This window comes from Pseudohongiella acticola (assembly GCF_001758195.1).
Lineage (GTDB): Bacteria > Pseudomonadota > Gammaproteobacteria > Pseudomonadales > Pseudohongiellaceae > Pseudohongiella > Pseudohongiella acticola.
Genome location: NZ_MASR01000002.1, coordinates 79,009 through 97,110, shown reverse-complemented (window position 1 = coordinate 97,110; position 18,102 = coordinate 79,009). Strand labels below are relative to the sequence as shown.

General features: G+C 52.6%; 24 protein-coding genes, 1 tRNA gene and 1 pseudogene. 21 read left to right on the top strand and 5 right to left on the bottom strand.

From position 1 onward, the window contains the following. Nucleotides 1-217: 217 nt before the first annotated feature. Both PHACT_RS12730 and PHACT_RS12725 read left to right on the top strand, forming a co-directional pair. On the top strand, nucleotides 218-706 hold the full coding sequence (locus PHACT_RS12730) for a Panacea domain-containing protein (protein ID WP_070118639.1): 489 nt from the start codon (nucleotides 218-220) through the stop codon (nucleotides 704-706). Then, nucleotides 703-1,065, top strand: a complete 363-nt coding sequence (locus tag PHACT_RS12725; protein ID WP_070118637.1) for a hypothetical protein — start codon at nucleotides 703-705, stop codon at nucleotides 1,063-1,065. The genes PHACT_RS12730 and PHACT_RS12725 overlap by 4 nt, the downstream gene beginning before the upstream one ends. 322 nt (nucleotides 1,066-1,387) lie before the next feature. Here the strand turns inward: PHACT_RS12725 and iteS are convergent, their stop codons facing one another. The 5 genes and pseudogenes from iteS to PHACT_RS12705 form a co-directional block, all read right to left on the bottom strand. Further along, nucleotides 1,388-3,676 carry a S8 family anti-phage peptidase IteS gene (iteS, locus tag PHACT_RS12720; protein ID WP_070118634.1) on the bottom strand — a complete coding sequence of 763 codons (2,289 nt, stop codon included), beginning with the start codon at nucleotides 3,674-3,676 and terminating at the stop codon, nucleotides 1,388-1,390. 9 nt (nucleotides 3,677-3,685) lie between these two features. After that, nucleotides 3,686-4,795 carry an AAA family ATPase gene (locus PHACT_RS12715; RefSeq protein ID WP_070118917.1) on the bottom strand — a complete coding sequence of 370 codons (1,110 nt, stop codon included), beginning with the start codon at nucleotides 4,793-4,795 and terminating at the stop codon, nucleotides 3,686-3,688. Between the two features lie 349 nt (nucleotides 4,796-5,144). Next, nucleotides 5,145-6,017: an HNH endonuclease family protein gene (locus tag PHACT_RS12710; RefSeq protein ID WP_245730795.1), complete on the bottom strand. Its 873-nt coding sequence runs from the start codon at nucleotides 6,015-6,017 to the stop codon at nucleotides 5,145-5,147. Nucleotides 6,018-6,155: 138 nt separating this feature from the next. After that, a pseudogene (locus PHACT_RS16805) lies at nucleotides 6,156-6,236 on the bottom strand (YHYH domain-containing protein); the annotation flags it as partial. Nucleotides 6,237-6,378: 142 nt separating this feature from the next. Continuing rightward, on the bottom strand, nucleotides 6,379-7,128 hold the full coding sequence (locus PHACT_RS12705; RefSeq protein WP_070118631.1) for a LexA family protein: 750 nt from the start codon (nucleotides 7,126-7,128) through the stop codon (nucleotides 6,379-6,381). Between the two features lie 379 nt (nucleotides 7,129-7,507). Between PHACT_RS12705 and PHACT_RS16275 the strand changes: the two genes are divergently transcribed. From PHACT_RS16275 to PHACT_RS12610, 19 genes are all read left to right on the top strand, one after another. After that, a complete protein-coding gene (locus PHACT_RS16275) occupies nucleotides 7,508-8,212 on the top strand; it encodes a hypothetical protein (protein ID WP_139141579.1) in 705 nt (234 codons plus the stop codon). A 13-nt stretch (nucleotides 8,213-8,225) separates the two neighbouring features. After that, complete coding sequence (locus PHACT_RS16270; RefSeq protein ID WP_139141578.1) at nucleotides 8,226-8,606, top strand: hypothetical protein; 381 nt, start codon at nucleotides 8,226-8,228, stop codon at nucleotides 8,604-8,606. A gap of 180 nt (nucleotides 8,607-8,786) precedes the next feature. Then, a complete protein-coding gene (locus tag PHACT_RS12685; RefSeq protein ID WP_070118622.1) occupies nucleotides 8,787-9,122 on the top strand; it encodes a hypothetical protein in 336 nt (111 codons plus the stop codon). A gap of 82 nt (nucleotides 9,123-9,204) precedes the next feature. Continuing rightward, nucleotides 9,205-9,343 (top strand) — tRNA-OTHER (locus PHACT_RS16375). 396 nt (nucleotides 9,344-9,739) lie between these two features. Continuing rightward, nucleotides 9,740-10,114, top strand: coding sequence for a hypothetical protein (locus tag PHACT_RS12680; RefSeq protein ID WP_070118618.1), 375 nt, complete (start codon nucleotides 9,740-9,742; stop codon nucleotides 10,112-10,114). Then, on the top strand, nucleotides 10,111-11,034 hold the full coding sequence (locus tag PHACT_RS12675) for a helix-turn-helix domain-containing protein (protein ID WP_070118613.1): 924 nt from the start codon (nucleotides 10,111-10,113) through the stop codon (nucleotides 11,032-11,034). The genes PHACT_RS12680 and PHACT_RS12675 overlap by 4 nt, the downstream gene beginning before the upstream one ends. A 2-nt stretch (nucleotides 11,035-11,036) precedes the next feature. After that, nucleotides 11,037-11,270 carry a hypothetical protein gene (locus PHACT_RS12670; protein ID WP_070118611.1) on the top strand — a complete coding sequence of 78 codons (234 nt, stop codon included), beginning with the start codon at nucleotides 11,037-11,039 and terminating at the stop codon, nucleotides 11,268-11,270. A 244-nt stretch (nucleotides 11,271-11,514) separates the two neighbouring features. Further along, on the top strand, nucleotides 11,515-12,006 hold the full coding sequence (locus PHACT_RS12665; protein ID WP_070118609.1) for a hypothetical protein: 492 nt from the start codon (nucleotides 11,515-11,517) through the stop codon (nucleotides 12,004-12,006). Then, nucleotides 11,996-12,388, top strand: a complete 393-nt coding sequence (locus tag PHACT_RS12660) for a DUF968 domain-containing protein (RefSeq protein ID WP_070118607.1) — start codon at nucleotides 11,996-11,998, stop codon at nucleotides 12,386-12,388. Before PHACT_RS12665 ends, PHACT_RS12660 begins: the two co-directional genes overlap by 11 nt. Beyond that, nucleotides 12,388-12,843 (top strand): hypothetical protein, encoded by a 456-nt coding sequence (locus tag PHACT_RS12655; RefSeq protein WP_070118605.1) that lies wholly within the window; start codon nucleotides 12,388-12,390, stop codon nucleotides 12,841-12,843. Before PHACT_RS12660 ends, PHACT_RS12655 begins: the two co-directional genes overlap by 1 nt. Then, the gene (locus PHACT_RS12650) at nucleotides 12,830-13,414 is read left to right on the top strand and encodes a hypothetical protein (RefSeq protein WP_070118603.1); all 585 of its coding nucleotides are present in this window, start codon (nucleotides 12,830-12,832) and stop codon (nucleotides 13,412-13,414) included. Before PHACT_RS12655 ends, PHACT_RS12650 begins: the two co-directional genes overlap by 14 nt. Nucleotides 13,415-13,549: 135 nt before the next feature. Beyond that, complete coding sequence (locus PHACT_RS12645) at nucleotides 13,550-13,825, top strand: hypothetical protein (protein WP_070118601.1); 276 nt, start codon at nucleotides 13,550-13,552, stop codon at nucleotides 13,823-13,825. A gap of 124 nt (nucleotides 13,826-13,949) precedes the next feature. Continuing rightward, nucleotides 13,950-14,249, top strand: a complete 300-nt coding sequence (locus PHACT_RS12640) for a hypothetical protein (protein ID WP_139141577.1) — start codon at nucleotides 13,950-13,952, stop codon at nucleotides 14,247-14,249. Then, on the top strand, nucleotides 14,239-14,694 hold the full coding sequence (locus PHACT_RS12635; RefSeq protein ID WP_070118598.1) for a lysozyme: 456 nt from the start codon (nucleotides 14,239-14,241) through the stop codon (nucleotides 14,692-14,694). The genes PHACT_RS12640 and PHACT_RS12635 overlap by 11 nt, the downstream gene beginning before the upstream one ends. Next, nucleotides 14,664-15,197, top strand: a complete 534-nt coding sequence (locus PHACT_RS16705; protein ID WP_317622285.1) for a lysis protein — start codon at nucleotides 14,664-14,666, stop codon at nucleotides 15,195-15,197. Before PHACT_RS12635 ends, PHACT_RS16705 begins: the two co-directional genes overlap by 31 nt. Further along, entirely contained in the window at nucleotides 15,197-15,397 is a 201-nt protein-coding gene (locus PHACT_RS12625) for a hypothetical protein (protein WP_070118594.1), read from the top strand. Before PHACT_RS16705 ends, PHACT_RS12625 begins: the two co-directional genes overlap by 1 nt. Continuing rightward, entirely contained in the window at nucleotides 15,397-15,750 is a 354-nt protein-coding gene (locus PHACT_RS16100) for an HNH endonuclease (protein WP_083264625.1), read from the top strand. The genes PHACT_RS12625 and PHACT_RS16100 overlap by 1 nt, the downstream gene beginning before the upstream one ends. Nucleotides 15,751-15,845: 95 nt before the next feature. Next, nucleotides 15,846-16,328, top strand: a complete 483-nt coding sequence (locus PHACT_RS12615; protein ID WP_070118916.1) for a phage terminase small subunit P27 family — start codon at nucleotides 15,846-15,848, stop codon at nucleotides 16,326-16,328. A gap of 6 nt (nucleotides 16,329-16,334) precedes the next feature. Beyond that, nucleotides 16,335-18,047, top strand: coding sequence for a terminase large subunit (locus PHACT_RS12610; protein WP_070118590.1), 1,713 nt, complete (start codon nucleotides 16,335-16,337; stop codon nucleotides 18,045-18,047). Nucleotides 18,048-18,102: the final 55 nt, after the last annotated feature.

Sequence of the window (18,102 nt, the reverse complement as noted above, 5' to 3'; positions counted from 1 at the left end):
AAAAAAGCCCACCGAAGTGGGCTTAGTACTGCTTGCTTCCTGCTGGCGTTATATTTGGTATAGCATGCCAGTGTACTAAGCACGAGATTATTTCAGAACTTAATGAGGAATATCGTCAAAAGGTGTAAAATCCTGCGCCATTCTGCTAACTATTGGAATAATTACCATATTAAGGTGGTCTAATTATCCGGAGAGTTATGCATCTGAGGAGAGATATATGCACAGTGCTATCGCTGTAGCTAACAAAATACTAGATCTTGCAACTGAAAATGGTCGCAGCGTAACTCCTATGCAGTTGATTAAGTTAGTTTATTTATGCCACGGCTGGATGCTCGGTCTTTATGGGCGTCCTTTGCTTGCAGAAAATATAGAAGCATGGCGTTATGGGCCCGTAATTAGATCCCTCTACGCAAAAGTCAAAGATTTTCGAGATAACCCTGTCAAAGGCCCTCTAAAGCAAGGATTGAGGATTAGCGCTCCGGATGAGACGTTCGACGAACAAGAGAGCGACTTAATTAGCCAGGTATTCGAGATCTATGGACGCTATAGTGGGGTGGCCCTGTCCAACCTTACGCATGAGAGCGGCTCGCCTTGGGATGTTGTCTGGAAGCTCAAAGGTCAAAATAGCTCGATATCCAACGATATAATTTCCGATCACTATAGATCGCTTTACGCGACGGCACCGGAAAGCGCTGCGAGCCAATGACAGAAACTAAAAGGATCCCGGCTCAAGGGTTGCCCGAACCGTCTTCTCATACAGACAGTCTTGCAAAAAGAGAGGCCTTGGCGCTAGATGAGGGCGAAGACCTCCAGCGTCAGGCTGACAAGAGCCAGCATGGGCGCAGAGAGACGGTTCGAGATCTTATTGCAGGATGCCTGCACTGGGGAATCATAGCGGCCTTCGTCCTCGCCATAATTGCCACACTTGTTATAGTTGCCCACATGATCTTGCCAGCTGAGTGGCGTTGGCTCAGTGTCGCTGAGGTGGCGACCATCAAAGACACAATCACTAGCGTGATTGTCGGCTTAGTATTCGGCTTTTTGGCACAATCTAAATTCCTCTAGACCAGCGCCAATACAATCCGATCTTTGACTCATCCTCCATCGTCTATGATTCTAAATCCTACTGAAGTGGGCTTGGTACTGCTGCTTCCTGCTGGTTGTAATAGGGTTATAGCAGCGACAAGCGGTGGCTGCTCTGAATTTATAAAAAAGAATGCGTCTGGATGGGTGGCGACAAGCGCGAAAGGCGCTGTAACTGCCCGAGAGCAATCGCATTCTCAGACAGTTATCCAGACAAGACCTCCGGATTTCAGCTTTGCCGAGAACTGCTAGCAAAACCTTCTAGTCTTGGAATGCATCATTAGCGACAGCTCCTGCTGCTCGATTAAACGCCTACCCTTATATGTTGGTCTATATCGGTTACTATCCACCCAGCCTGATTCATCGTGCGTATGGCTTCGTTATATACAGGTAGTTCCGGGGTATTTCCCCGCATTGTAAGCAGCAGCGTAGCCCTCTGAGGGATGTCAGGCATTTGTAGCTCTGCACGGCGAGTTACCTTCATCCTTAATCGCCAAGTCTCAACGTCCTTTCCTTGCGGGAATCTCGCATAATAGGCCTTTACGGGCGACCACTTAAATCCGTTTTCAATCTGATGCTTTTCATACAATTTCCGGATATCTTCTGGGGCGACCGGAACAAAGCTGTCGAATTTGTACTTTCTAGTCCCATCCTCATCCTCCACTAACGCATAATTGCCGAGGCCGACATCCACATTGGTCCTGCAATACTCGGACTTGTATCTGCTATCGGTAATGGGAGAATAAACTACAGTCATCAACATTTGGCCGCGGAATTTTCTATCTTCTGTATTTAAACAGTCAGCTATCGGAAAGGGCCAGCGCTCAAATTCGTGTCCGCCATGGCGAAGATCGGTCTCGAACATCAGCGTTATGGCATTAGGCTCGCAATATAACGAGTCTATAACGTCGCCTGGCTTTCCAAAGCCATAGTGATGTACCGTCTCCGAGGTAATTTTGCGGGATTGTAGTAGCGCTGAGTGGATCAGTAGCGCTTTAATACGCTCGGGGGTAACAGGCGATTCTTGCGTATCTAAATATTGCCAAAGAACTGCTGCTTGGGCGCTCACTAACGGGGTTGCGAAGCTAGTGCCAAGAGTTTCACAAAGAGTATTATTTGCCCCTGTAGTCAATATTCCGGTTTGGGCAAAGGCAAGTCGCTCCGTGCAATTGCCACCATAGTGAGTTACTTCCGGCTTGGGAATAAAGCACGGGCCCGGACCTCTGCGGGAAAAAGGTGATGGCTCTTCCGACTTGGAGAGAGAGTTTGCATTGTGAAGACTAGCTAAGCCACCTACCGTTAACGCTCGTACTGAATCGCCAGGTGATGAGACTCTGTCGGCTCCTCCCATATCTGTCACCTGCGGCCACTTCTGAACGTGAGAGTGATTGCCGGCAGCTATTACAAACAAACATTTATGCGCATCGTGCATCTCATCAAGAAAACATGCTAAGTCTGAAAATGCCGAATCTATACAAGGTTTGGTGCCGCCCATTGACAGATTCCAAACACGAACCTCCGGGTGCTTAGGTATGACATCTTCCAAAATCGCGACTAATACATCCTCGCGCAAGTTAGCACCTTTTTCGAAAACCGGCACATCCAAAATCTTTGCCTGTGAACGGGGATAGCGATCGTCTTGGTTATTTAGCGTATAGGCCCCTGCAATAAGGCCAGCCACCATAGTTCCGTGAGAGTGATCTTGTAGTTCTTGAGGCACATATTCTTCTCTACCAACGACCCAGGGCGCTATCAGAGTACTATGCGGGCAAACTCCAGAGTCCACTACACCAACGATCGGATAGTCGGCCTCGCTCGAAGGAGGAGGCAGCTGAAACTGGTCGACTAATCCAACTGGAGTGGTTTGTAGCTCCAAGTCTAATGGCCGATATGTAGGCATAGGAGTTAAAGACTGCAATCCCATGAATGATTCAAACGCCTCGCTGATTTTCTTAGTCTGAGGATCGGTTTTGAACTCAGAAAATCTTGTGCCGTATTTAAGCTCCTCAAGCCCAACGCCCTGCTCTTGAGCAAACTCCACCAATGCCCTCTTGATACGGCGGTTGACTTCGGCGTCCCCATGATCGAACGTATGAATTTTTAGAGGGATATTCTCTTGAATGGACGCATTAATATCCTCGATATCACTCCCCATTCTGTTTTCATGGACGCGATAAGGTTCAATTTTTTCGATGGCAGAAATATTCGCAATCGGCTTTTCGCTGGTGGTGTTGTTTATTTCATCCGCCAGTTTCTCTAAACCATCCGGTGATGCACTAACCAGAACCTCGCCAAAACTTAGTACACCGATAATTGGACATGTCCTTTTCCTGAGAAGTGACGTCGGTCGATGCGACTTTGCCAAAGCCTCTTCTTTAAGAGTAATTTTCACAACAGCTGGAATATCAGGCCATCTTTCAAATTGCTCTGAAAAATAGTCGTGCGCAGCGATGACTTGCTCAGACAAATTTTCGCGCAAATCTTCAGTTACCACACAAAACGATTTCGGACTCCCTCCCTGGTTTTCTCGCGGCGGCCGATGGTCAGTGCCTCTAATCTCAACGACTTTAATTGGATAATCTTTTTTATTCATATTATTGTCCTAGCTGTTAAGGATTTTAGATATTTTCCCTGTTGACACGCCCAGCAGCTCATTTAACACGCGAGTGGTAAACAAACGATTGTTAACTTCTTTTAATTTCTTTATTTTCTCTTCGTCCGGAATCTTCGCATGGATTAAATCGTGGTATTGAATTTCAGCAATTTTTGAGAGCAATTTGTTATCGTCTACCGCCTCCTTCCCCGCGATGAGGGCAGCTCTAACAGATGCTTCGCAGGCTTGCTTGATCAGAGCCCCGCTCATTCCATCGGTAGCAGTTGTGATCGCTTTAACGTTAGATGAACAGAAGTGGCCTAAAGACTGTTTTATTAATTTTTCACGGGACTCGTTGGAGGGTAGTTGAATATTCATCTTGTAGGCGAACCGCCTCCATACGGCAGGATCTAGCAAGTCTTCATGGTTAGTGGCTGCAAGCAATATAGTGCCCGAAGGTAGGCTATCAATATTTTGCAAAAGACTTACAACTACTCGTTTCAACTCGCCGACCTCATGCTGATCATCTCTCGCTTTTGCGAGAGCATCAAATTCATCCAGAAATAGGACGCATGGTCTATTCGATGCATGCTCAAATAAGCTCCTTATGTTCTTCGCGGTAGACCCCAGTAGGGAGGATATGAGGGAATCACAGCGTGCAGTTAAAAGTGGTAATTCCAATCTTGCTGCAACATATTTCGCTAAGTAAGACTTACCGCAACCCGGCGGCCCATATATCAGCATAGATGGGCTTACGCCCACGCCTGCCTGGGTGAGCAGGTATGCGTTCTCAACAAAAGAAATAAATTCCAATACAGATTTTTGTATCAGTGGCTCCAGGTAAATGTTTAGCTCAGACATCTCTGGATTCGATTCATCTGCTAGTGAAAAGCGGCTATCTCGGTCCACAGGCATAGATTGTGGGCTCAACACTTGTCCGGTTGTCCGGGTTTTTGGCAAATTAGCGCTTTCGACTGCTCGAAGTATTTTCTCAGCTGCTTTAGTCTCCCCGTCGTCGGCCAATTTTGCCGCCAAGGTTCTAGTGTATGAAGCAACCTTAGCAGGGTTCGCTAATATCCCACTCTCGATGATTTTCAAAAATAATGGCAAATGGTTCATAATAATGGCGCTCGTAAAATATGAACAAATTAGGCCATATATGAACATAGATATCAATAAGTGAACATAAAATAACAAATTAAGCTTGTTGGCTATAAACTGTATCGTAGGCGTCCATTGTCAGCCGCGTTAATTCAGGATGTTCAGTTTTTCCCGCCGTTTGGCCACACACTATTCGTTGGGAGAGAGTGAAATCCACATGTTAAGGGCGGCGAAGGAGACCTCAGTGGGGGGGATCCATACTCATTTCACCCTATGCAGGGCCCTTAAAAGTGGGGGGGGCCCGGCATCCGCCCAAACCGCTATGTAGCCGATCACTTGTTTACCCTATCGCTTAGTGTCTGCTTGCCTACTCTTTAATGGCCAGGGGCAGGGGTGCACTGGTGTACACGAAATCGCCACTATCCGTACCGTATCCAATGAACAGGTTCATCACCAGTTCATCATTGAGCGCTCCAGTGAACACGGATATTTCGTGGCTTTGAGCTAGGTAGATATTTTCTCGATGCGGTACCAGGGTGGCTATGTCACCATTGAACGGAATGAAATTGCCCCACATATCCAACGAAAAAAGACCCGCTGGCAGATCTGCCACCAGGAAGATATCAAACTTCCGCTCGATGTGGTTCGGATCGGGCAGGATGGATACAGTTACTTCAATTTGGTCTGAGGGCAGCGCCTGGCGGGTGTAGCTACATTGATCCTGCTTTCTGATGCCCAGCCCAAACACGGCGGGTGAGGGTGCACGCTGGATTTCATCCCATCCAGATGATTCGGCTCTGACTGCCAGTGCAATATCGGCTCCTAGCACGCTTTCTACAGCGGCTTTCTCTGCATCATCGACATCTAACCCATGGCGGTGCTTCACCTCTGTCCAGTTACGCACATATTCGCAATGATGGGCCGTGTTAGGCGGCAACCACTCGGCGGGGCCGCGTGATCCCTTGGATCGGTTGGCACTCGCCGAGACAGCAATCAGCGACTTGGCATTGAGCAGGTCATTGGCATAAGCACGTTTCCTATCCGATCCCCAGGCGTGAGCCCCGCTGCCATGGGCCTCTTCAAGCGGAACCATGTGGTCAATGTCCAATTCGCCGGGGTCCGTGAACACCTGACCAGTAAACGGGTCATACCACTCCCCGGAGAGTACGTTGCACCCGCCGGCATCGAGCGTTGCAGGGATGCGCGAGGCGCTTAATAGGACCTCATGCCTTGTGTCCATGCAGTCGCCGTCGGAGTCCCGCCAGGATGTCATATATTCATCCCGATTGTACGCAGGCACAAAAGAGCCGGGCGCACCGGACCCGGGAGACGGAGTAGGAGTCGGCGTGGGCGTCGGGGCTGGGGTATTGTGGCAGTGGTAGCTGCCGGTAGCCGTGACGTTGTGGCACCCAGAGGCATTCGTGCGGCCCGGGTGGGCGTCGCCCTCTGTTGGCAACATGACTGCGACAAAGAAAACGGTAAGTCCAAGCATTGAGACGGCGTTCATTGGGTGTCCTTTATTGTTTTTTAGGGTCATGGCAGCATCGCAACAATCCTGCAGCAAATTGCGTTACAACCTTACATACCCAAATGGCTATGTCTTACTCCGGCATATAGCTGCCAATCACCACCCCGCAAATATGCACATCTTCGGTAATTTCAATCTTGTCGTATGTGGGATTGATTGGCTTTAGGTACTTGCGACCAGCGTCTTCCACATAAGCCTTGAACGTGTATTCGCCACCAACTCTGGCTACTACTCGGGCGCCATTGGTTGCTTGCCGATCTGGGTCAATGTAAATAATACATCCGTGAGGGTAGGAGCGTTGCCCGGGGTACGGGCTGGTCATACTGTCATTCACTACGCCCAGAGCAAAGGTGCGCGGTCCTGCGTTGGGAGGCGCAGGCATCCAGTCTTCTGCATCACCTGGCTGGTATGGATCCGGTGATTCGCACCACTGCCCAGCTTGAACCCACGATATTAGGGGTATAAAGGCTATTGTGGGTTCGGAGATTTCTAATACGTTTCGCTCTGAAGGCTTTATATATTCGACTGTGTCTGCGAATCTTAAAAACGCCTGCATCTGTTTTTGCTCATCGGCAAGCCGTTCGCTGAATTCCGAGATATCTACCTGCAGGAGTCGCGCAATAACTGAAGCGACTTTGAGATTTAGTGGATTCCTTCCATTTAGATAGTGACTTACGCCGCCCTGCGTAATTTGCAAAGTGTCCGCTATCGCTTCTTGGGTCAATTTCAGGGTTCTTTTTTTCGAGTCGTACAGTTTCTTCAGAGAGGCAGCTTCCTGCCTCTCTAATTCGGTTGGTTCGACTTTTTTCCCTTTGCTATCCATATGCACATGATATTACGAGCGGTCATAAAATCCTAAGACCGCCGGTATTGACAAACAAATACCGGCGGTACTATTATGAAAAAATCTTCGATGGGAATTCTCAAATGACTCGCACACCGATTGATAAATACATGCAGGACAAGAAACTAAGTCAATCCGAAATGGCGGCAGCCGTCGGCTTAACTCAGGGAGCTATAAGCAAAATGATCCTCCGGCGAAGGCAGATATTCGTTATTGAGTCTGGTGGTCGCCTTATTCTCGTGGAAGAAAAGCCTGTTGCTGGGTCCATAGCAGAATCTTCTCATGAGAGCGTCGCCCAATCAGTCAGTAAACCTATATGTGCATCCATACAGTAATAGCGGGGTAGGTTAAGACGAGCATGAATTGGAAATATCACAACATCGCGTTATTTGCGACGCACCTGCTTTCTCAGTGCAAGTGCCAGCTGGCGCATCTTTGCCAGATCGCATCCCTCAAGGGTGTGTTCGCCGCTTCTTGGGTCTTTCTTCCCTTTCTGCTGCTCTTCGTTGAACAGGCCGTGTATGCGATGGAAGCGCCACCGCCGTATGAACCCGGCACGCCTGTCGAAGTTTCTTATATCGCTCTGGGCGAAGGTCAGCCACGCCATGGTTGGGCTAACTTGGATCCGAGCATCGATACGATCGGCAATTTCGTTGAATTCCTCTCTTCGCTGGCGCCACAAAGCGAATTTGTGATTGATCAGGGCAGTGAAAATCATGCTGACCAAGGCGCTGACAGACGCACTTATGAGAGCGATGTAACTAGCGGCTTCGGGATTTGCTACTACGAAGTCGTACATGGAGGCCTCGTTCGTTGCCTGGCGACAGCGCCAGATATTGTTTTTGTAGCGCTGATTTTATTCATTTGGGCTGTAGTTGTCTGCTTCGCCGGAATGATTGGTGCACACCTTGGCAATGAGATTGCTCGCAGGGCCATCAGAAGCCGGTGGGTGCGGGAGATTGAGGCATCTCATCGGGAGAGCGGTGAGCCCATTTCTCAGATTATTAAAACCCGATACAGCCATCCAGATCAGTCAGTTTATCTGAACTGGTATTTTTCATAGCGGGGTAGATCAGATGGAAAACATGCAAATTGAAGCCCGAGACCGCCTCATTGGTGATGGGGTGTCCACCATCGCTGAATGTATCGCTTCGCTGCGCCGGCGGCTGGATGACGAGCTGATCAAGGCCATCCATCCGGCGGATGCTGATTTAACTCGATCGCTGATTGCTGTTTCTTTTAATGGGAGAGACCTTGAGTTGGTGGGCTCTGTTCAGATTCAATCGATTGAACTGCCTCAAGAAGGAGTCGAACCATTTCCAGACATTGAGAAGAATCCATGTGAAAGGCTGTCACTGAAAGCTTTTCTGGGATCTCTCCGCGCCTTGGTGAAGAAATTAACGAGGCGCGAAGTACGATCACGCCGTGGAGGTGGCTGTTCAAAACCTCGACTTTAGCCAAGGGGACTGAGCTTACATCGTTTTCATATGGTTCGTTCATGAAGAATCTCCGTGTTGGTTTGTTGTTTGTGGTGACCGCCAAATTAGCACGGGATAGGGCAAAGGCCGAAGCCCTCAAGGATTGGGAGTAAACCTGGTCGAAGAAGCCAAGAATTTATAGTGAGCGGGAGCTAGCGCATGAGTGAACCACAAGCATCAGAGGACAAGCTGGATCAAGCCAGTGATCTGCTCAGGCGCCATGGCTATACAGTTCTGAGGCCGGATCCGTTCAGGGATGCCCAGCAGGCCGCACGCAGTGTCAGTCCGAGAAAACAAGAAAACCTGAACACCGGTGCGCGTCAGAAGAAAAGGGTGGTAGGCGCAGACATGGAGCAAAGGGTGGTTCTTATTAAGCAGCTCGCAGGAAAGGTGCCGAGTGTAGATATTGCAAACAGGGTAGGCATCTCCATGGCCAATCTCTCAAACATCGCCTCGCGCTACAAAATCAGTCTGAGGCTCGTGAAAGGTAAGTGATCGGTAGAAGTGAAAGCGCATAGCGCTGATCGTCCTGCGGGGAATTCTCCCCATTTCTGCTTGTGCAGGGCGGTCAGCAGTATGTGATGAAGCTCACCGGTAGAGCGGCTGGGTGACCCCCGGCGACACACACTGCGCCAGTCCATCCCACGCTAGCGCAGGAAATGTGTAGATCAATGAGGAGTTGATCGGAGCGGGTTTGATTCCCGCCATTGCAGCCATATACAACCCGAGAGGGGCGCCCGGCAGCATTATCGCCGGAATCCAGGATGGTGACGTCACGACGATCCATCCTGGTAGCCCCGCAATAGCGACCTGGCTGTCTTCGCGACAGGCGCCTGGCACAGCAGAAGTGGATTATCTGCCACCCGTGGTAGCCGGCCTCGACGAATGGGCACGCGGCAATGACCACCGCCGGGACGAAGGTAACCCGGCCCCGATTACAAAAACATGCCCGGTACAGGTAGCAGGAGCCGCAATGCAAAAAGAAGATCAACTCGACCCGCTTGAGCGGGCGCTGGAAACAAACCTAAGCCGCCGGCCACCGGACTGCTGTGAAACTTGCGGTGGACTGATCCCCAGCGCTCACCAGCTTAAAAACCCCGGCACCGACCTATGTGACTTTTGTGCTGGTCAGTTTACTGCGCCAGCAGCTGGAGGTGCGCATGGTGGGTCGTGAGATGTTGCCACTTTCTTTTGATCACAGCATCTATGATGGGGCTGTCCAGGATCTGGTTGACGCTGCCAGAGGTTGTTTGATGACGCGCGCAGAGCAGCGCTGCCTGGTGGAGTTCATCACAGCGGAGCGCAGCTACGGATACCTGTTCCGCACCAGGGCAATTGAGCGCCCGCCAGGCTTCAGCATTGTCGTCACGCTGCTGCCGGGCTACTTGCGGTTACTCAGTGCGCTGCGTGCTGGCGCTCCTCAGACCATGGATCTCATCCGCAGTGAGCTGGCGCGCAGGCAGGATGCTCAAGGCGGTGTTGTATGAACACTTTTATCATCACACCGCTTGAAGTCCTGCAGGATCAGCGCCTCACACTGATGCAAACGCGTGTGTTGCTGGGGTTGCTGAGCTTTCGCCAGAAGAACACCGACACTATCTGGCCAGGCCGCGAGAAAATTGCGGCGCGATGCGGATATCCAGTGAACAAGGTCAGCACTACAACCACGCAACTGCAAAAACTGGGCTGGTTGGAGAAGGTTCAGCGAGGCCGATCCAGATCCTGCGTTTACAGAATAACGGTTCCTGATTTAGTAACTGTTTCAGAGTCGAAAGAGGTCCCCGAATCAGTAACTGATTCTGCCGCCAAAGCAGTGCCCGATTTAGGAACTGATAACAGCAATGAAAACAGTGACCGAATCGGTAACAGTAACCAGATCAGTAACGGTTCCCGAATCAGTGACGAAACAGTTACCGAATCAGGAACTAAACAGTTACCGAATCGGGTAGAGGCTAAGAACAGATCAGGAACAGATCAGGAACAGATCAGTAAAAACAATCATGACCCATCCGACGAATCGGATGAGTCGTCAGCAAAGAAAAACGTTGTTGATTACCCACTGCAATTCGAAGTGATCTGGAAGAGTTATCCACAGCGCGAGGGCAGCAATTCAAAACGCCAAGCTTTCCAGGCATACCGCGCTCGACTGCGCGATGGCATCAAGCCCGAGAAAATCTCTGCAGGCGTTAACCGATATTTCCACTACTGCCGAATGAAGGGGATCTTAGGCACGGCCTTTGTGATGCAGGGTCAGCGCTTTTTTGGCCCATCTCTTGAGTTTGACAATTCCTGGGTGATCACTGAACAACAGGATATTTCGCCGCAGGCCGGTTCTGCCGTCTCGGTGCGCCGTGACTCGCGCAATATCATGGATCGCCTGGGTGATCGATCATGGGCGGAGGGTTGAGCATGTCACGCACAAAAGACCGAGTCATAATCTGCCAGGCACTGGATCACCCAGGCCTGCTGACCACCAATCAGATGAAATTTGTGATGAAACTGTCGCGCCAGCCCAGCCACTGGCGCCTGAGCCCGGCGCAAACCGAATGGCTGTACCAGATCGCGCGAGAGCGGCTTAATCTGCAACTGGCCACTCCGGCGATCGATCCGGTAGTTGACTATCGCTCGAGGGCCTGTGCATGAGACGTGGACACAAAACCTGTGAGCGGTGCCAGTTCATCCGACCTATCGGGATATTCCAATCTGATTCTGACATCTGTAATCGTTGCCGCTTCGGTGACTTCCGCTGCCAAATACGCGAGTACAACACACCATTCGATATGCGTCTGGGTAACGTTTTGGCCAGCTTTCCTCTGACCGGCATCGGAGTCATGTCTGCCCTGCAGCAGATGCAGGAATTACCACCACCCGAGCAGATGGGGGCGGCATGACTCACGATGAAATAGTACAGCGCGCTGAGAGATTCCTGCAGTCAATGAACTGTAAAGTCGTTATCCGAGACCCGTTTCGAGCCCACACTCACACCGGCGAACAGCCTGACGCGATCGGCTGGCGTGACGGGTTGTCTTTTCTAATTGAGGCTAAAGCGAGTCGGGCTGACTTTCTCGCTGACAGGAAGAAGAAGTTCCGGTCAGCACCGGAGACCGGCATGGGCGATTGGCGGTTCTACATGTGTCCGCCAAACGTCATCATGCCCGAGGACCTTCCAGCCGGCTGGGGTTTGTTGTGGGTTCATCCTAGAAAAGTGGAACGGGTGACTGGATTCCCGCGCAACTGTCATTACCACCGGGGAAAGCCATTTCAGGGGAACAAAGTAGCTGAAAACATGATGCTGGTATCAGCCCTGCGCCGGCTCACTATTCGTGGTTACTTGCCAGAAATCTATCAAGGCCCGGTCGGAGCTGAATATGGCGCGTAGTACCAAACAGTGGAAGCGGATCCCAAAGGATGAAAAGAAAGCTATAGAAAAATATCATGCATTAGTGGCTGAGATGGCTTGTGTGGTCACTGGGAAGAGGCCGGTGACGTTGCACCACTGCCATGGGGGCAGCCTGGCTGACATAGGTATCACCCGCGGGATGAGCCAACGACCCTCTGACTGGCTGGTGATACCAATCATCATGGACCTGCATGTCGGCCCCCAGGGCATCGATGGCGGCAAAGGCGTCAGGTCATGGGAGGCAGAGCATGGCGCCCAGCTGGATCATCTCATTGATTTGCAGCTCAAGCTTGGCATCGATCTATTCACTCTGGCGGGCTATGACTGGACGCGCCACGTCGAAAAGGGAGTGCCTTCCTGATGATCATTGTAGGTATCGATCCCGATAGCACGGCTCATGGCGTGGCGGTCTACCGAGATGGTGAGCTCACGGAGCTCGCTGAGCTCAGTCTGCCGCAGATCCGGCAATGGATAGCAGCGCTGGAGTCGACTAACAATTTGATCTTCAGCATCGAGAACGTCTTGGCGCAGAATTTTGTTTACTCGCGCAACGCTCTCGGGAAGAAGGCAGCTCACGCTAAGGTTGCCCTCAGTGTCGGCCGCTGTCAGCAGGCCCAGGCAGAGCTTATGCGTGAACTGGACTTCATGGGGATAGCTTACGAGGTGCATGCGCCGACTGGCTATAACTGGGCAAAGAACAAAGACCAGTTTGCAAAGCAGACTGGATGGAAGGGCAGCAGTAACGTTGAGACCCGATCGGCCGCGTTCTTCGGTTGGGTAGCCTTATCGGCCAGGAGCAGACATGCCTCAAAATAAAACGACTGACGCCTATACGTACGATCGGCCCAGCAAGCTGGAGTCCCGTACTGCCTTGATGAATCTCAGGTCCTGCGATCTCACTGGCGTAGGCGGCCCCAGATCCAGCATCCGGCTTTGCGGTGGTGATGTGCTGGCAGCCTTGCGCTTTGGCGAGCCGCCCAGGCTGGAGTGCGCCCGCCACCTGGACTACAGGCATTGTATGGACATGATGGCGCTCCTGGTGTTCAGGAAGTATCAGCTTGACCTGGCTGCTGGGAGAAAGCTTTTCCACTGGACGCGCCTAGTTATGGTGTCGCAACTGGTAGCTGAGATGCCGGATGGTCGGGCCAGAAGCGCAGAGGTCAGCGATGCTCGAGGAACGTTGAGCGCCTGCTGCGAAGTTGTCATTGAGGATGTGTGCAATCCGCATCTGTTTATCGACATGTCCGGCAGGGAATGGGCGCGCCGAATCGGCCTGAAGGATCACAAGGGTTGGTCGGATCGCTGGGCACGGAGGTATAGTGATCTGCGCCGGGTCGTCGCCGAGCTTGATGACGTGGCTGTGCGAAAAATAGAATTATTTACCTAGATGTTGTGACCCCCCCAAAAACAGGGTATATTTCCCCATACTACCGATTGGTAACTAAGCCAGAAGCCCAGCCCTCAAAAGCTGGGTTTTTGCGTTTCTGACGTAGCACTTTCTTAACTCCCCAGGAGAACAAAAATGCGAACCCCCAGAACAGTAGGATTGTGGCGAGCGCTCTCGACACTGATGTTGTCGATGGCTCATACGTGCATTGCTCAAATTGAATCATTTTTCGTCACCGCTATGGAAGTGGTGCAGGTCACTGTAGAGCATGCAGTCGATCGCGTTGTTGCCAGCGCGCACTCGTTCAAGGCGGTTGTTTGCGCTTCGGTGCGTAAAGTAACGACCAGCAGGGTATCAATTGCAGCCGGTCATGTATCGATGCTGAAGTCCAGGGGCTATGCATCAGCCTGAAACAGTAAGAACTTTCGCCCGCCTTTGAGCGGGTTTTTTATTTCCGCTACCAGGGAAACTTCGAGCCGCTGCGATCCAACAATCCAGCGGCTTTCTTTTTGGCCGGTTAAGGAGCCGATAACACGTGTTTATGCGATCCACTACCGAACAGACGATTATCAGCGTCAGCACAAAGATGACTGCGGGCGGTGGCGTTACTGCCGTTGGTTCAGGCGTCGCCGGCAAGACCTTGCGGATCACTACTGAAAATCCAGAAATTGCCAACAATGCCATGGCCTGGGCAGATATCGGTGTTATCTGCGGGATCGTCATAGGCCTGGCAGGCTTTATTGTTCAGGTAGTCGTTGCCTATCGCCGCGATCGCCGAGAGACAATCTTCCATCGCCAGCGCATGTCGATCCGGGACAGTGGCAATGAAAGTTAGAACAGCAGCCGTCGGCATTTCCATTGCTGTGCTGGCGCTGTTTGAGGGTTATCGTCAGATAGATTATTCAGACCCGGTAGGCATTCCCACGGCCTGCTTTGGTCACACAGAGACTGCTTCATTGGGTACCCAGCGTGACCTGGCTGGCTGCGAGAACCTGCTGATCAATGATGTGAGAGAGCGCCAGACAATTGTCCTGAAGTATGCAAAGGTGCCACTCAATGACAATCAGCTGGCAGCCCTGACATCGTTTGTCTACAACGTGGGCGAGGGCGCATACAGAGACTCGACGCTGCTCAAGAAGCTCAATGCCGGCGATTACGAAGGAGCCTGTAAGGAGCTGTCGCGATGGGTGTTCGCCGACGGTCAGAAGCTGAGAGGCCTCGAGCGGCGCAGAGCCCAAGAGATGAAGCTGTGCTTATCCCCGCCGCTATTCGGTCCGTGATGCACCCGGCGCTTATCAAGTATGCACTGGTGCTGGCGCTCGGCTTCATAGTGGGCGCGACTGTCAACGGCTGGCGCCTTGGCGGCCGAGTGGAAAGCATAAAGGCTGATCACGCTGCCCAGATCACCGACATTGTGTCAGTGGCCTCTGCGGCTGCAAGTGATGCCCTGGAGCGCCAGCGCAAGGCACAGGCCGCGTTGTCAGTCATTGACCACCAATATACCCAGGAGCTTACCGATGCCCGCGCTGAGAGCGATAGGCTGCGCAGTGCTGTTGCTGACAATCAACGCCAGCTGCGCGTCCAGGCCACCTGTCCAGATCCCGGTCGCGGTGAAGTGCGAAGCGCCACCGCCACCACCGGCATGGATGATGCAGCCGGCCCCGGACTTACTCGGGCCGCTGAACGGAATTATTTCACCCTCAGAGATCGAATAGCGACCGTCACCGCCCAGGTGGAGGGCCTGCAGGCATACATAAACACTGCGTGTGTGGTGGAGCGATAGTGGTCAACATTTCGAATCGACAGTTCGACCGCATGGTAAAGGCGATCGAGCGAAGTGCCAGGCAGACGGAGCGACTCACTGCTCAGGTTGATCAGCTGCTGCACATCAATCACCAGCTGCTGGACATCGTGGTTGCTGGAGAGATGGATGAGCAGGAGGAGCATGGTAGCGGAATGTTTCTCGACGGATCAGATGCCTGATGCCGAGTAAGCCGCCGCGCCCGTGCCGGTCGCCGATGTGTGGCGGCCTGACGATCAAGCCTCATGGTTATTGCGATAAGCACGAACACCTACACAAGCCCTGGTCCACCGGCAGCGCTGGCAAGGGGCGGGGCGGCAGGCCTTGGCGGCGCAAGCGTGATCGGATCCTGCAGCGCGACAAAGGCTTGTGCCAGCCGTGCCGGCGCACGGGACGGGTCAGCCCCGCGAGCCAGGTTGATCACATCATCGAGCTCGCCAGTGGTGGCACGGATGCGGACAGCAATCTGGAATCGATCTGCAGCACATGCCACAAAGCCAAGACGGCGGCAGCGGCCAGCGCCGCCCGGGGGTAGGGGGGGTGAATCCCTACAGCCTTTGACAAACGGACACCGCAGCCCCCATTTAATTTTTACAGCCGCGAAAAATGAAATTCAGCCCGGGAGGCAAAATGCCAGGCACCTCACGCAGTGGCCGCAAGCCGAAGCCCACCCAGCTCAAGGTGATTCAGGGCAATGCAGGCAAGCGGAAGATCAATCAGGACGAGCCATTGGCTGACACGCTTTCTCAAGTTCCGCCCCCACCGACGTGGATGCCGGAACTTGCGAAGGAAGCATGGAAAAAGCTGGCGCCCTGGCTGGTCAGCGCCAAGATTCTCGCTGCCAGCGATTTGCATAACCTCGAGGTATTTTGTTGCGCCTACAGTCGCTGGCGCGAGGCCGAGAAGAACATTGCCAAGAATGGCGTGACGGTGCCCGGCATGAACAACGATATAAAGAATCCAGCGTGCACAGCGGCAAACGAGGCAACCAAGCAAATGAGCACATACGGCGCGGCGCTCGGACTTGATCCTGCTACACGAAGCCGACTCGCGGTACCTGGTGCGAAAGATGCGGCGAACCCTTTCCGGGATCTGGTGGGCAAACAGCGATGAGATTAAATGGCCAGTTTCCCGAACGTCAATGCAGCGAACAAGTACGCGCGCGACGTGGTGGCTGGCCGTGTCATAGCGTGCAAAGAGGTTCGGCAGGCCTGCCAGCGGCACATTGATGATCTGAAGTCTGAACGAAACCGAAACTTCCGGTACCGCTTCGACCGAGAGGCGGCGGAGAAGGCCTGCAGGTTTATTCAACTACTGCCACACGTCAAAGGTGCCTGGGCACGAAAGCGTGAGCTGATCAAACTTGAGCCCTGGCAGCTGTTCATAATCTGCTGCATTTTCGGCTGGCTCAAAAAGAAGACCGGGATGCGCCGCTTCCTGGAAGTGTATATCGAGGTCTGCCGGAAGAATGGTAAGTCCGCATTGGCTGCCGGCATCGCGATCTACATGCTTTGTGCTGATGGTGAATATGGTGCTGAGGTGTACTGCGGTGCAACCACTGAGAAACAGGCCTGGGAGGTTTTCCGCCCGGCCCGTTTGATGCTCACGAAATCGCCAGCGCTAATCAATGCTGCCGGCATCGAGGTGATGGCGAAGAACGTCTCTGTCCCGGTAGACGGATCCAGACTGGAGCCATTGATCGGTGACCCTGGAGACGGGTCAAGTCCCAGCTGCTCGGTGATTGATGAATTTCACGAGCACAAGACCCCGAACCTTTACGACACCATGGTGTCTGGGATGGGCGCCCGCGACCAGCCGCTGAACTTCATCATCACGACGGCCGGTTCCAACATTGCCGGGCCCTGTTATGACAAGCGTCGGCAGGTCCAGCAGATGTTGGATAACACCCTGCCGAATGATGAGCTGTTCGGGATCATCTACACGATTGATGTTGGCGACGACTGGAAGTCGCTCGAGGCGCTGAAGAAAGCCAACCCGAACTTCGGGGTATCGGTAGCCAAAGACTACCTGATCCGCCAGCAGCGCGATGCTATCCGGTACCCAAGCCGCCAGAACAGTTTCCTGACCAAACACCTGGATATCTGGGTGAGCGCGCGCACCGCCTGGCTGAACATTGCCGACTGGCAGGCGTGCGGCAAACCTCGTATCACGTTGGATCAGTTTCTGGGCATGGAGTGTTGGCTCGGCATCGACCTTGCGAGCAAGACTGATATTGCCAGCGTCGGGCTTCTCTTCCGAGAAGAGATACTGGTACGCAAAAAACAGAAGATTCGCTGGACGGGCTTCGTGCGCAACTACCTTCCAGAGGGAGCGATCGAGCGGGCCAGCACCAATAAGGCCGCTTACGAGACCTGGATAAACAGCGGACACCTCATCATCACCGACGGTGAGGAGATCGACTTCGACGAGATTCGCGAGGATGTGAAAGACCTGGCTTCGCAGTTCGCCATCAAAGAGGTGGCGTACGACCCGTGGCGCGCGACGCAGCTGGCGCATCAGCTGATGAAGGATGGGGCGACAGTGGTCGAGTACCGGAACACGGTGCAGAACATGAGTCCTGCGATGCGCGAGTTTGAGGCAGCAATCACGGGGAAAAGGTTCATCCACTCATGCGATCCGGTGTTGACCTGGATGGCCTCGAACGTAGTTTCCAGGGCTGACAAGAAAGACAACATCTACCCGGTGAAAGAGAAACCGGAAAACAAGATAGACGGCATCTTGTCGCTGTTGATGGCGATGGGGCGCGCGATAACCGTTGACGTTGAAGAGCCTCAAGAATCCATTTACGACACCTCGGATGTGACATGCTGAATGCAATATCTTTTCTAATCGGCCTGGCAGGCGCTGTACTTATGGCCACCGGTTT